Below are 13984 nucleotides of genomic sequence, written 5' to 3'. Positions count from 1 at the left end.
CCAGAATCCCTCCCTCTGGACCATCCGAAAAATTGATGAAGCACCGATCCATATTGATCGAGAAAAAGTGCAAAAACCTGCTATGTTGTGACCTAATTGTCAACACAGCCGTATGTAGCGACTGTGGATAAAAAAAGTCGAAATATAGGGATTCCGCTCGTAGAAGTGAAAAAAAGCAGACGGTTATCCTCAATCCTGTGAGTAACGACATACACATAGGAAAGAATCTGTCCACAAACTTATCCACACCCTGTGGAAAAACCGATTTACGTATCGGAGTTATTCACGCTTCAAAACAAAAACATAATAACAGATATAAGGCATGGTATCAATGGTTTTTTCATACTTATCCACAAACACAACTTCTGGTACTCCCCACATATTCACATCCCTATATTTTGTGTACAAGCTGTAGATAAACTTGTCGAAATCTGTTTTTGTGGATAAAATGATATCCACAGGTTCGGGAAATAGTTTTATGGGGATATTTGCCTTGGTAATGAAATTCCACTGTCACTTGACTTTTTAGGCATATGTTCTTATAATGCAAAAGAATATCTTTGCAAGACGGAGGTGTATACGTAATGAAACCATCTTTCAATCCTAACAACCGCAAGCGCAAAAAGGATCATGGATTCCGTAAGCGCATGAGCACAAAAAATGGCCGTAAAATTTTGGCTGCTCGTCGTCAAAGAGGTAGAAAAGTTCTTTCCGCTTAGGCCACACTTTTAGTGGCCTTTTTGTTTGCTTACATATGTCTGAAAATTCTTGTTCTTATAAAAGAGGAAGACCTTCTCCGATGTGGAAACCTTTTGAGGGATAATCGTTACCTAGCTACCGAAAATCCTGCTATTTATTGAAGAGACAGGAGGAGGCCGATGGAGCAAAGCAAGGACGTAACCAGCTTTTTTGTATCGTTGGCGCGCGAGTTTCTTGATGAATGGCCTTTAGGCAGCTTGGTATGTGCCTATGCTGGTGGATCTGTCGGGAGGGCAGAAGCGGACGCGTACAGCGACCTCGATTTACACATATTTGTGGAGGGAGAAGGTGATCCTTCCTGTGAAAATCGTCTGTTTAGAGGGCATGTGATACAGCTACAGGTCCAATCTGCTCCTACAGATGAAGAAGTATACGAGAATCCGTGGGCATGGCGTTACTTAAAGGAAGCAAAGGTTGTTCTGGACCCAGAGGATCGTTTCACTTCCTGGTTGAATGACATGTGTGCTTATATGGATTCACCGGCTGGAAAAGCGAAAATGTTCGCACAGGCAAAAGCGGAGGTAGATTCGTTCCACGAAGAGGCGCAGGCTGCCTTAATGGAAGGCTTTCCTTACTCCGCTTATTTGGCTGCATGGGCAGGATGGATTGGGGCGCTGCAAATGAGTGCCTTTTTCCTGGGGCATTCATTGAGTGATGCACAGTTGTATCAGCTGGTACAGAAAGCAAGATGTTCGGACGGTATGGATGGCTTTTTTCAGGAGACATACCAGAGTAATCAAGAGGTACAGGATGCACTCATGCTATTGGCGGACTATCGAGCTCATCTACGGTCAATAAATGAGGGGACCCGGTTTGCGCTGGTGGTTGAAAATGATTGGTTAGTAAAAAGGAAGGTTCAGAGATTACAGGAGAGAAATCAGCTTGATATGGCCGGGTTTTTATTATTTTCAGAGGCGATCTGGTTATATCATAGCGTGGATTCTGATGAATGGCTGGAGAATCATTGGGCGGAGCTGCCTGCCAAGCTTTCCTTGTCCCTTCAAAAATTGGGCTTTTTCCAAGCGGATGAGCAATTGCTCTCTGACTTGCGCTATGCCAGTGCAGAAATCATCGCGGAAATTGGCTGATAGCCTATATTTTTTCCGTTGAATTTTTGATTTTGTTCTAAACCGAGTATACTTAGGGGAAAAAAGTGAACGAAACAAGGATATACTGGTAGATGCTGTTTACGTTTTCTACTATAATTGTGATGTTAGGGGTTGTTTACCTTTGCATCGTTCACACCGGCTCAAAAAAAATGAGCAATTCCAAGCTGTGTTTCAACGAGGAAGTTCTGCTGCTAATAAGCAGTTTGTCTTGTATTCAGCAAAGCAAGAGGGACAAGCGGCTTTTCGCGCTGGAATTTCCGTCAGTAAAAAAATTGGCAATGCTGTTGTCCGCAATAGAGTCAAGCGGCTTATACGCGAAGCAGTAGCTCGAATGGAGTCTGATATTCCAGTCGGTCTCGATCTCGTCATCATCGCCCGTCCGGGTGTGGAAGCGATGACGCTTGAAGCCATTGAGCAATCTCTGTTACATGTGATGAAGCGAGCCAAAGTGATCAAACAGGCACCCGTACATAATGGAAAAAGAGATGGAAAAAGAGGGTGAAACGATGATGGTGAAGATCATGGTTTGGTTGATTCGGGGATACCAACTGATGATTTCTCCGTATAAACCACCTTCATGTAGATTCGCGCCCACCTGTTCCCACTACGCGATCGAGTCGATTCGTCGATTTGGAGCGTGGAGGGGAGGCTGGTTGGCCCTTCGTCGCATCTTGAAATGCCATCCGTTCCACCCGGGCGGGTATGATCCAGTCCCGGATCAGCACAAATAAGATTACCTCAATTGAAGCGGGGAAAAGGAGGATCACCCTTGAGTAGACGTACACTCAGCATTCTTATGCTGACTATGCTGGTTCTAGTTTTGTCGGGCTGTAACCCCCAAGCTGCTGCACCAATTGGCCCTGACGCAACCGGCATTTGGGACAAGTATTTTGTCTATCCACTGTCCTGGCTGATTAAAGAGAGCGCATTATTACTCGGGAACAACTACGGTCTGGGTATCCTGGTCGCTACGATCATCATTCGAATCATTGTACTTCCATTGATGATCAAGCAAATCAAGAGCTCCAAGAAAATGCAAGAGATTCAACCGGAGATGCAAAAAATCCGTGAGAAGCACAAGAATGATCCACAAAAAGCGCAAGTGGAAACAATGGCTTTGTTCCAGAAGAGCGGTGTCAATCCGTTGGCTGGATGCTTGCCAATGTTGGTACAAATGCCGATTTTGATCGCGTTCTACCATGCGATCATCCGTACGACCGAGATTAACTCACAAACGTTCATGTGGTTGACGTTGGGAGAAAAAGATCCGTACTACATTTTGCCGATTGTTGCGGCGATTACGACGTACCTGCAGTCCAAGATGATGGGTCAGGCAACTCAAGGAAATCCACAAATGCAAATGATGATCATCATGATGCCGCTGATGATTTTGGCGATTGCCGTCACATTGCCATCGGCGCTGTCTCTGTACTGGGTATACGGTAACCTGTTTACCATTGTACAAACCTACTTCCTGTATCGTGATAAAGGAAATATGCCAACTCCTAAAGGGGGAGCCTCCAAGTGAAAAAGGTGGTAGCTACGGCAAAAACGATCGACGATGCTGTGCAAAAAGCTTTGCTGGAATTGGGCGTGCCGCGTGAGCGGGCAACGATCCAAGTTCTAGAGGAACCAAGCAGAGGATTGTTTGGTCTTATTGGGGCAAAGGACGCCAAAGTGCAAGTAGAATTTCACTTTGATCCGGTTGCACAGGGACGTGACTTTCTTCAAGACGTTTTGTCGAACATGAAGGTGAATGCCAAAGTGGAGACGCGTACAAATGAAGAGGGCATGCTGTTTGACATCCAGGGAACCAATCTGGGAATCATTATTGGCCGCAGGGGACAAACTCTTGATTCATTACAGTATCTCGTAAACGTCGTAGCGAACCGTCATGCGGACAAACATGTACGTATCACTCTGGATGCCGAAAATTACAGGCTGCGTCGCAAGGAAACATTGGAGCAGCTCGCAGATCGTGTGGCGAAAAAAGCGTTATCGACCAAACGGGATGTACGTCTGGAACCAATGTCTGCTGCTGAACGGAAAGTAATCCACGCCTTCTTGCAAAAGAGAGCGGATGTGGTTACCTTCAGTGAAGGAGACGAGCCAAATCGTTATATCGTGATTGCACCGAAAGAAGCCTCTCGTTAGGCTTCTTTTTTTTGCCTGAATTTATGTGAGCAAGAGACGACATTTCGAACCAATCTCTCCAAAAAGTTGTCCACTGTGGATAATTGACCAAATGGTTGAGGATTTGCGAAAATGATTATACTGTGGATAACCAGAATGGACAGCAACCTTGGAGGTTAGGGTTGCTTTTTCCTATTCGGTGTTTAGCCATATAGATTGGCTGCACTTTCTTTTGGAATTTTTCTAGACGATCTGTTATGCTAGTAAGTTAGTGGCTGACTTGTAAGAGTGGAAAGCTTGAGGTGAACAGCATGAAATTCGATACAATAGCGGCGGTCGCAACACCGATGGGTGAAGGCGGTATTGCCGTGATCCGGGTAAGCGGTACGGAAGCGATCGAAGTTGTGGATAAGATATATAAAGGAAAGCAGCGGTTGTCCACTGTGGACAGCCATACGATCCATTATGGGCACTTGTATGAGCCAAACACAGGTGAACGAGTGGAAGAGGTACTGGTTTCCGTAATGAAGGCTCCCCGTACATTTACGAGGGAGGATGTAGTTGAGGTCAACTGTCATGGAGGAATCGTTTCCGTTGAAAAGGTTCTGGAGTTAATCTTGGATAATGGTGCAAGATTGGCGGAGCCAGGTGAGTTCACAAAGCGTGCGTTCTTAAATGGGCGTGTCGATTTGTCTCAAGCTGAGGCCGTCATTGATTTGATCCGGGCGAAAACAGACAGAGCAATGAAGGTCGCATTGAATCAAGTAGAAGGGAAGCTGTCCAGGCTCATTCGGCAGCTGCGCCAAAACTTGATTGAAGCGATGGCCCATATAGAAGTAACACTGGACTATCCAGAGCATGACGTTGAGGAGTTTACACAAAATTTCTTGCGCGGAAAGTGCCTGGAGGTTAAAGGTGAGATCCAACGACTGTTGCAGACCGCACAGCAAGGAAAAATTTTGCGTGAAGGCTTGTCGACCGCGATTATTGGACGTCCCAATGTAGGGAAATCCTCTCTATTAAATAGTCTGGTCCAAGAGGAAAAGGCGATTGTGACTGACGTTGCGGGAACGACACGCGATGTCATCGAAGAGTATGTCAATGTGCGCGGGGTTCCTTTGCGACTCATCGATACTGCAGGGATTCGGGATACAGAGGACATCGTAGAGAAAATCGGGGTAGAGAAGTCCAGACAGCTGCTGCAAAAGGCTGACCTCGTGTTGCTCGTGATCAACTACAACGAGCCTCTCTCCGCTGATGATTACGCGATTTTTGAAGCGGCAAAAGGGTTCCATGTGATTGTGATTGTCAATAAATTCGACTTGCCGCAAAAAGTGGATTTGGAAGAGATCAAGCGTCATTTCCCTCAGCAGCCGTTGATTATGACGTCTGCGCGTGAGGAGACGGGGATCGATCTTCTGGAGCAGGCAATTGGGGAGATTTTCTTCAGTGGCCGTGTGCAGCAGGATGACTTGACCTACGTGAGTAACGCCAGACATATTCAACTGCTTCGTCAGGCAGAACGAGCCATAGATGAAGCACTGGGTGGAATCGATGATTTGATGCCAGTAGACATGATTCAGATCGACATTAAAAAGTCGTGGGAGCTGCTTGGGGAAGTCATCGGAGAAAGTGTCGGCGAAGATTTGATTGACCAGATTTTCTCCCAGTTCTGTCTGGGTAAGTGATAGAGGAGGACAAAAAATGAACGTTGTACCTGCATATGAAGCGGGCTCGTTTGACGTCATTGTCATTGGTGCGGGTCATGCCGGTGCGGAAGCGGCATTGGCGGCTGCACGTATGGGCTGCAGTACATTGCTGTTGACGATCAACCTGGATGCTGTGGCGTACATGCCATGTAATCCTTCCGTAGGTGGTCCGGCAAAAGGCCACGTCGTACGCGAATTGGACGCGCTTGGTGGAGAGATGGGACGCAATACTGACAAAACCCATATCCAAATGCGTATGCTGAATACAGGAAAAGGACCTGCTGTGCATGCCTTGCGCGCACAAGCAGACAAATTTGCGTATCAGCATGAAATGAAGAAAACGATTGAAAATACTCCGAATTTGATCCTGCGTCAAGCGATGGTGGAAGAGCTGATCGTGAACGATGGAGTCTGTGAAGGGGTTATTACGCAAACTGGGGCGCGATACATGGCTAAATCCGTTGTATTGACGACCGGAACGTATTTGCGCGGAAAGATCATCCTCGGAGATCTCCAATACGAAAGTGGACCGAACAACATGCGTCCGTCTATTCGTCTGGCACATCATTTGAAGGAACTCGGTTTTGAAATGACACGCTTCAAGACGGGGACGCCACCACGTGTTCATAGCAGCAGTGTGGATTTCTCTAAAATGGAGATTCAGCCTGGTGATCCGGTACCGCGCGCTTTTTCTTATGAAACAACGGAATTTATTATGGACCAGCTGCCTTGCTGGCTGACATATACAAATGAAGAAACGCATGGACTCATCAATAGCAATCTGCATCGTGCTCCTATGTATTCGGGAATGATCGAAGGAACGGGCCCGCGTTATTGCCCTTCGATTGAAGATAAAGTAGTTCGTTTTAACGATAAGCCGCGTCACCAAATTTTCTTGGAGCCAGAAGGACGCAATACCGAAGAAATGTATGTACAAGGCTTGTCGACCAGCTTGCCAGAAGATGTTCAGCTTTCCATGCTGCGCTCCATGGCTGGAATGGAAGAAGTCAAAATGATGCGCCCTGGCTATGCGATTGAGTATGATTCGGTCGTGCCGACACAGCTCTGGCCTTCTTTGGAAACCAAAATCTTGCCTGGCTTGTTCACAGCAGGACAAATCAATGGTACCTCTGGTTATGAAGAAGCAGCGGGTCAAGGTCTCATGGCAGGAATTAACGCAGCACGTCGCGTTCAAGGGAAGCCACCAGTTATTTTGGGACGAGAAGAGGCGTACATCGGTGTCTTGATTGACGACCTTGTTACGAAAGGAACGCATGAGCCTTATCGTTTGCTTACTTCTCGTGCAGAATATCGCTTGCTGCTGCGTCATGACAATGCGGACTTGCGCCTGACGGATATCGGCCATGAAATTGGTCTGATTAGCGAAGAGCGCTACAATCGATTTAACCAAAAACGCGAGCTGATCGAGCAAGAAAAAGAACGCGTGGCAAACACACGCGTACGACCTGAAATGGCACATGTTCAAGAGGTTTTGCGAAACGCAGGCTCTCCTGAACTGACAGATGTCATCGAGCTGGCTCAATTGCTGCGTCGTCCGGAAATCAACTACAGCCACATTGCTCAAATGGTCCCCGCACCAGAAGCACTGCCAGAGGATGTGACCGAACAGGTTGAAATCCAGATTAAATATGATGGCTATATCAAAAAGTCTTTGCAACAGGTTGAGCGGATGAAAAAAATGGAGGAGCGCCGCATCCCAACGGATATTGACTTCCACCAAATCTCCGGTTTGTCCAAGGAATCCCGCGACAATATGACCAAAATTCGTCCGTTGAACATCGGGCAGGCGGCTCGTATCGCAGGGGTTACTCCAGCAGACATTTCCGTTTTGATGGTATATCTGGAGTACAAACGCGTGGGAGTAGCCGAGTAAGGAGAAAAGCTATGACGAAAGAACAGTTTGCCGAGGTACTTGCAGCCCAGGGGATTTCTTTGACGGATCGTCAGAAGGAGCAGTTTGATCATTTTTTCCGCCTGCTGGTGGAATGGAATGAGAAGATGAACCTGACCGGGATAACCGAAGAGGGGCAAGTGTACAACAAGCATTTTTATGATTCGATTACGCCGGCTTTTTACTTCCCATTTGACCAGGTGCAATCAGTGGTAGATATCGGTGGGGGCGCAGGCTTTCCGAGCATTCCTTTGAAAATTTGCTTCCCACATCTGAAAATGACGATCATCGATTCCTTGAACAAGCGTATGAGCTTTTTGCAGCATGTAGCAAAGGAACTGGGCTTGGAGAATGTGAATCCCGTTCATGGGCGTGCTGAGGATCGTGGGCAAGAAGCGATTTATCGGGAGAAGTTTGATCTCGTAGTGGCACGTGCTGTTGCGAGACTCAATCTGTTATCGGAGTTCTGCCTTCCTTTTGCCAAAGTAGGAGGACACTTCGTTGCTCTCAAGGGAGCGGAGATTACTCCAGAGCTTGCTGAAGCGAAAAAGGCAATCAAGACGCTCGGTGGAAAGACGAGAAAGATCGAGACATTCCAGCTTCTAGAGGAAGCGGGAGAGCGTAACATCGTTATCATGGAGAAAATAGAAGCGACACCGAAAAGCTATCCGCGCAAAGCAGGAGTTCCTGCGAAAAAGCCGTTAGTGTAGGAGTCAGTTATAAGAGAGGGTCGTAGCCACGTGCTGCGGCCTTTTTTTGTATGGAAAGTTTAAGTGAAACTGCCCGTTCCTGATGAAATGGAAAGTATGCCTTAAAAGTAGTCTCTCAGGTTTGCCTCTTTGGTCATGGTGTCTACAACTCGGCATATACATAGTACTAGCTCCTTCGAAAGAATGACATCGTATGAGAGGGTGATTAGACTATATGCAAGCAGCGGTACTTTCCTCCTTTTTTCCACCAGAACTCCCGACCATATTACTTCGGCTCTTTCTTGCTTTTCTAGCAGGTGCCATCATGGGATGGGAGCGAGAGAGATTTATAAAGGATGTGAGTAGGCAAAGAGGCGCTGGTTTTCGAACATATAGTCTCGTTTGCTTTGGTTCGTGTCTTTTTGGACTAGCTTCCATTTAACGTGAAAGAAAGTTTAAACTTTCTGGAGCGCATAAAAACTTTCCGCAAAAACGCGGTCGCTCCTCCATGAATAGGCTTCGATAGGAGTATTTATACGGTTTTTCTTCGAGCGGCGTAAATCATGATCCAGGGAGGGTAGCTGCACAAGTCGTGACGGGTATGGGATTTTTGGGAGCCGGAGCTATTATTAAATTCAATGGTACGGTGAAGGGCCTAACGACGGCAGCAGGGATGTGGGTTGCTTCAGCCATTGGTCTAATGTTCAGTGCAGGGATGTATGTCGCTGCGATCGTTGCCGCGATTTTTTCGTACCTGACGTTAGACTTTCATAGACTTTTTCCTCGATTGTTTTCTGTCACCAAGATTTCACATCCTACTGATGAGAGCATTGGAAGTGATGAGAGGCTAAAGCACCGTGATGATCGCGATTTTTATGACGAAGATCACGATTGATGTTTCACGTGAAACGTTTTTGGTTAGCAGGAATTGGGCGAATCTTGCAGAATTACATATATATAAATGAACCTGAAGAAAGCGTGTAGGGGAAGAAGATTAGGTCAAAGGCAATTTTACAAACCGACCGGATGGGCAAGAAGAGTCTGTTAAGCAGTATGTACGATAGGGCTTGTGAAGCTTTTTTAAAGTAGATGCATGCTGTCTTTAACGATGTAAGAGGAGGACCTATGTTAAAAGAGTAGGACTGGACTCACTTACGACACCAATATGCCATTTTTCCTTAGCAGCAACAATCAAAGAACTTATTCAATCTGTCATATCCAGACAATGGATGGGCGAAGGATACAAAATGTTTCGAGGGAGATTCTGTCGTTGATTGGACAGGACCTTTTTCAGTTTCAAGGACGTATTCAAAAAGTTGTCTTTTCAGCACCAAGAAAGTGGCGAGAAGCTGAAAATGGAGGGGCGAAATGTAGGGGAGCTACATGAGCACCGGGATTTCGAAGGTGAACGCTTGTTTCGTTGTTGCGCAATCTTTCAGGATTACTTCGTGATCAAAAATGACTTTTTGAACACCTCTTCAAAGACTTTAAAATAGCACGGATGGAACGGGTAGAAGTGGGGGATTTTTCTATGGCAGTTAAAGATTCATTTTCTCGGATTTTTGGCTTGACGGACAAGACAGATAACGAAGAAATCAAACAAATACCAGTTGAGGAGATTGTACCGAATCCATATCAACCTCGTACTGTATTTGATGACGAGAAAATTGATGAGTTGTGTCAAACAATACGAACTCATGGGCTTATTCAACCGATTGTCGTGCGGGTTCGCGATGGTCGCTATGAATTGATTGCTGGGGAACGACGTTTGCGCGCAACTAGAAAATTGGGCATGGAGAGGATTCCTGCGATTGTCAAAGAGTTTAATGACTCGCAAACAGCCTCTATCGCATTGATTGAGAATTTGCAACGAGAAGGTTTGACAGCCATTGAAGAGGCAGTCGCATATCAAAAGCTGATTGATTTGCACAATTTGACGCAAGAGAGTCTTGCTCAACGTTTAGGCAAAGGACAATCAACAATCGCAAACAAACTGCGCTTGCTCCATTTACCGCAAGAAATTCAAGATGCATTGTTGTCCAGAAAAGTAACAGAGCGTCATGCAAGGGCTCTGATTCCGTTAAAAGATCCAGAATTACAAAATAAAGTCCTGTTGGAGATTTTGGAGCGGGAATGGAATGTGAAACAGACGGAAGTGCGAGTGAAGCAACTTCTGGAATTGGCTGAGAATCCTAAATCGGAAAAAGATGCGAAGCCTCGCTGGAAAGCATTTTCAAGAGATACGCGGATTGCGATTAATACCGTTCGACAATCGATCGATATGGTGATCCAGACAGGTCTACCAGTAGAAACAGCAGAAGAAGATCATGATGAATTCTATCAATTCACCATTCGAATTCCGAAAAACAAGGAACAGGGAAATAGATGATGGTAACAAAAATGGCGACAAGGTCGCCTTTCTTTTTGGGCAAATACTGATTGTTTATAGGAAATGAGGATTTCTGCAATATTTAATTTCCAGAAATAAGCATTTCCCATGAAAAAGCTGGGAAAATCTGCATTTCTAGGACAAAAATCAGGCTTTTTTGTCTCACTATCTAAAAAAAACAGCGTACGACCAAGCTGCAAATCTGATAACATGGAGAGTACCAACCTGTGCATACTTGCGGGTTTACTCGATAATAAATGAGGATAACTTTGCAGAGACTTTTTCGTCTTATCATGTACAGGCCATGTAAAGGTTACTGAATGGCAGCGAACGAAGAAAATTGTATAAAAGACCATCGTTTACAAGAATACGAGCAAATCGTAAATAGACTCGAATGACTAACTAGATGAGGATACAGAAGATGACTTTGAAAGACGTACTGGAGAGTGTACTGGTCAAGCCACAAGCTTTCCTACACGACAAAAAAGAGGTGGAGATGTTGGGAAAAATCATTGCGGTTGCGAACCAGAAAGGCGGCGTCGGGAAAACGACTACGTCCGTCAATCTAAGTGCTTGTTTGGCCGCATTGGGGAAAAAGGTGCTGCTGGTTGATATTGATCCGCAAGGAAATGCAACCAGTGGGATCGGGGTAAATAAGGCAGATGTTAAGTACTGCATTTATGATGTCCTGATCAATGATATCAACCCCGTCGATGCGACTTTGCCAACTGAAATTGAAGGATTAATGATCATTCCTGCCACCATTCAATTGGCAGGTGCGGAAATCGAGCTGGTTCCTACGATTTCTCGTGAGGTTCGTCTGAAGAAGGCGCTGGAAGTAGTCAAGGACAAGTACGATTACGTCATCATTGATTGCCCACCATCCTTAGGGATTTTGACCGTTAATTCATTGACAGCATCTGATTCCGTCTTAATTCCAATCCAGTGTGAGTACTATGCGCTAGAGGGATTAAGCCAACTGTTGAACACCATTCGTTTGGTCCAAAAACACTTGAATTCTCAGCTTGCCATTGAAGGTGTCGTGCTGACGATGCTCGATGCACGTACGAATCTCGGTTTGCAAGTGATTGAAGAAGTGAAAAAGTATTTTCAGGACAAAGTATACAAGACAATTATTCCTCGAAATGTTCGCTTGAGTGAAGCACCGTCACACGGACAAGCCATCATTACGTACGATCCACGCTCACGAGGAGCGGAAGTCTATACTGATTTGGCGAAGGAAGTGGTAGGGGTATGAGTAGAGGATTGGGAAAAGGGCTGAATGCGCTTATTACCTCCAATCTCATCGAAGAAGGGGAACAGGTAAAAGAGGTTTCCATCAATGAGATTCGTCCTAACCCTTATCAGCCCCGAAAAGAATTCGAGCAATCAGCTATCGAGGAACTGGCACAGTCGATCAAAGAGCATGGGATCATCCAACCGCTGATTGTTCGGAAAAGCATCAAAGGTTATGAGCTGGTAGCTGGGGAGAGACGATTGCGTGCTGCAAAGGTAGCGGGGCTAAAAGAGGTTCCGGTAGTAGTAAAGGCGTACACAGATCAGCAATTAATGGAGATTGCCCTAATCGAGAACTTGCAACGGGAAAATCTGAATCCACTCGAAGAGGCAGAGGCTTATGACAAGCTGATTTCCTACCATGATTATACGCAAGAACAGCTTGCACAAAAGATAGGGAAGAGTCGACCGCATGTAGCCAATATGCTGCGTTTGCTGCAACTGCCAGAGAAGATCCGAAAAATGGTCTCGGCAGCTGAACTATCCATGGGACATTCGCGTGCTTTACTTGGGGTAACGGATAAGAAAGTACAACAACAGCTTGCAAATGACGTGGTGGAAAAAGGTTTGAGTGTTCGTCAGCTGGAAGAGCTTGTGAAGCAGCTCAATGTTTCACGTGAAACAAAAAAGAAAAAGCCAGCGAAAAACGAGCCAGTATTGATCGAGATGGAGGAACGGCTACGCAGTCGTTTTGGGACATCGGTCAAGATTAAAAAAGGATCGAAGCGCGGCAAGATCGAGATTGACTTCTATTCACAGGAAGACTTGGAGCGAATCATCGATATGTTGAATATAGAGAAGTAAGTCCAGGAGGTAGTCATGGCGATCATCTATTTGGATAACGCAGCTTCTACATGGCCGAAGCCACCAACAGTCAAAGAAATGATGGCGGAGGTCATCGAGGATTTTGCTGCAAATCCTGGCCGAGGTGGACATGCACTGGCGATGAAAGCGAGTAAAGCTGTGTTTCGGACACGGGTGCAAGTGTCGCGGTTGTTTGGGATTCAAAACCCGAATAACCTCTTTTTTTATCTTAATGCTACTCAAGCGCTTAATCAGGCGATAAAAGGATTCTTACAAGCAGGCGATCATGTTATTTCTTCGTCTGTTGAGCATAATTCGGTAAGACGTCCCATCGAGTACATGCGCAAAAACAACCAGGTAGAAGCTACTTTTGTTGAGCCGAGAGAAGACCATCAATTCTATGTAGAGGATTTTGCCAAGTCAATTACCCCCGCGACGAGGTTAATCGTTGTGAGTCATGCCTCCAATTTGACAGGTGTCATCCTGCCTGTAGCTGAACTGGGGAAACTGGCAAAAGAGCACGGAATTACGTTTTTGGTGGATGCTTCTCAGTCTGCTGGTGTTTTGCCTATAGATGTACAGGCAATGAATATTGATATGCTTGCTTTTCCTGGGCACAAAGGGCTGTATGGTCCACAAGGTACAGGTGGTTTGTACGTGCGTAGTGATATTGATCTCGAACCCTTGATTCATGGGGGGACAGGCAGTCAGTCTGAAGCGATCGATCAACCAACGACCCGTCCAGACCGATACGAAAGCGGGACACTCAATACGGTTGGTTTGGCAGGGCTGCAAGCAGGCGTTGATTTTGTCATGGAAAAAGGTGTGGACAATATTCGTCAGCACGAATGGGAATTGGTGAAACAAACGATCATTGGATTGCAGCAAATCGAGGGTGTACATGTCTACGGACCGGGGATTGAGACCGAACGTGTAGGTGTGGTTGCTTTTAATATCGGAGAAGTGGATGCAGCAGAGGTATCGTTTATCCTCGATCAACAATACGGGATTGCGACCAGATCGGGTTTTCATTGCACACCACTGGGTCACCAGACTGCCGGTACCGAACAACGTGGAGCGGTTCGAGCCAGCTTTGGACTCTTCAACTCAGAGAAAGATGTAGAAGCGCTTCATAACGCTGTTCGGGAAATAGCAGCAGCGTTTGTGTAAGGGTAAGGCATCTG

General features: G+C 45.9%; 13 protein-coding genes and 1 pseudogene. All 14 read left to right on the top strand.

All coding sequences use genetic code 11. The features are described 5' to 3' along the window. Window positions 1–584: 584 nt before the first annotated feature. The 14 genes and pseudogenes from rpmH to ACKKE8_RS31590 all read left to right on the top strand — a co-directional run bounded on the left by rpmH (window position 585) and on the right by ACKKE8_RS31590 (window position 13970). The gene (gene rpmH, locus ACKKE8_RS31655) at window positions 585–719 is read left to right on the top strand and encodes a 50S ribosomal protein L34 (RefSeq protein WP_007720125.1); all 135 of its coding nucleotides are present in this window, start codon (window positions 585–587) and stop codon (window positions 717–719) included. A 159-nt stretch (window positions 720–878) separates the two neighbouring features. Then, the gene (locus ACKKE8_RS31650; protein ID WP_409176475.1) at window positions 879–1847 is read left to right on the top strand and encodes a hypothetical protein; all 969 of its coding nucleotides are present in this window, start codon (window positions 879–881) and stop codon (window positions 1845–1847) included. A gap of 142 nt (window positions 1848–1989) precedes the next feature. Beyond that, window positions 1990–2370: a ribonuclease P protein component gene (rnpA, locus tag ACKKE8_RS31645; RefSeq protein WP_015894104.1), complete on the top strand. Its 381-nt coding sequence runs from the start codon at window positions 1990–1992 to the stop codon at window positions 2368–2370. A 4-nt stretch (window positions 2371–2374) separates the two neighbouring features. After that, window positions 2375–2599, top strand: coding sequence for a membrane protein insertion efficiency factor YidD (yidD, locus tag ACKKE8_RS31640; RefSeq protein WP_205669431.1), 225 nt, complete (start codon window positions 2375–2377; stop codon window positions 2597–2599). 38 nt (window positions 2600–2637) lie between these two features. Further along, window positions 2638–3396, top strand: a complete 759-nt coding sequence (gene yidC, locus ACKKE8_RS31635; protein WP_409176474.1) for a membrane protein insertase YidC — start codon at window positions 2638–2640, stop codon at window positions 3394–3396. Then, window positions 3393–4022, top strand: coding sequence for an RNA-binding cell elongation regulator Jag/EloR (gene jag, locus ACKKE8_RS31630; RefSeq protein WP_007720132.1), 630 nt, complete (start codon window positions 3393–3395; stop codon window positions 4020–4022). Before yidC ends, jag begins: the two co-directional genes overlap by 4 nt. Window positions 4023–4312: 290 nt before the next feature. Continuing rightward, the gene (mnmE, locus tag ACKKE8_RS31625; RefSeq protein WP_047070294.1) at window positions 4313–5689 is read left to right on the top strand and encodes a tRNA uridine-5-carboxymethylaminomethyl(34) synthesis GTPase MnmE; all 1377 of its coding nucleotides are present in this window, start codon (window positions 4313–4315) and stop codon (window positions 5687–5689) included. Window positions 5690–5705: 16 nt separating this feature from the next. Next, window positions 5706–7604 carry a tRNA uridine-5-carboxymethylaminomethyl(34) synthesis enzyme MnmG gene (gene mnmG / locus ACKKE8_RS31620; protein ID WP_409176473.1) on the top strand — a complete coding sequence of 633 codons (1899 nt, stop codon included), beginning with the start codon at window positions 5706–5708 and terminating at the stop codon, window positions 7602–7604. Between the two features lie 11 nt (window positions 7605–7615). Then, on the top strand, window positions 7616–8332 hold the full coding sequence (gene rsmG / locus ACKKE8_RS31615; RefSeq protein ID WP_409176472.1) for a 16S rRNA (guanine(527)-N(7))-methyltransferase RsmG: 717 nt from the start codon (window positions 7616–7618) through the stop codon (window positions 8330–8332). A gap of 214 nt (window positions 8333–8546) precedes the next feature. Then, window positions 8547–9206, top strand: a pseudogene (locus ACKKE8_RS31610) (MgtC/SapB family protein). A 636-nt stretch (window positions 9207–9842) separates the two neighbouring features. Then, window positions 9843–10700 carry a nucleoid occlusion protein gene (noc, locus tag ACKKE8_RS31605; RefSeq protein ID WP_409176471.1) on the top strand — a complete coding sequence of 286 codons (858 nt, stop codon included), beginning with the start codon at window positions 9843–9845 and terminating at the stop codon, window positions 10698–10700. A gap of 499 nt (window positions 10701–11199) precedes the next feature. Further along, the gene (locus ACKKE8_RS31600; RefSeq protein ID WP_015894094.1) at window positions 11200–11958 is read left to right on the top strand and encodes a ParA family protein; all 759 of its coding nucleotides are present in this window, start codon (window positions 11200–11202) and stop codon (window positions 11956–11958) included. Beyond that, the gene (locus ACKKE8_RS31595) at window positions 11955–12800 is read left to right on the top strand and encodes a ParB/RepB/Spo0J family partition protein (protein ID WP_409176470.1); all 846 of its coding nucleotides are present in this window, start codon (window positions 11955–11957) and stop codon (window positions 12798–12800) included. The genes ACKKE8_RS31600 and ACKKE8_RS31595 overlap by 4 nt, the downstream gene beginning before the upstream one ends. Before the next feature lie 15 nt (window positions 12801–12815). Continuing rightward, complete coding sequence (locus tag ACKKE8_RS31590; RefSeq protein ID WP_409176469.1) at window positions 12816–13970, top strand: aminotransferase class V-fold PLP-dependent enzyme; 1155 nt, start codon at window positions 12816–12818, stop codon at window positions 13968–13970. Window positions 13971–13984 lie beyond the last annotated feature (14 nt).

Source organism: Brevibacillus fortis (genome assembly GCF_046196545.1).
Taxonomy (GTDB): domain Bacteria; phylum Bacillota; class Bacilli; order Brevibacillales; family Brevibacillaceae; genus Brevibacillus; species Brevibacillus fortis_A.
Note: the sequence above shows the minus strand (reverse complement) of the source record. Positions and strands in the feature narration are given on the sequence as shown.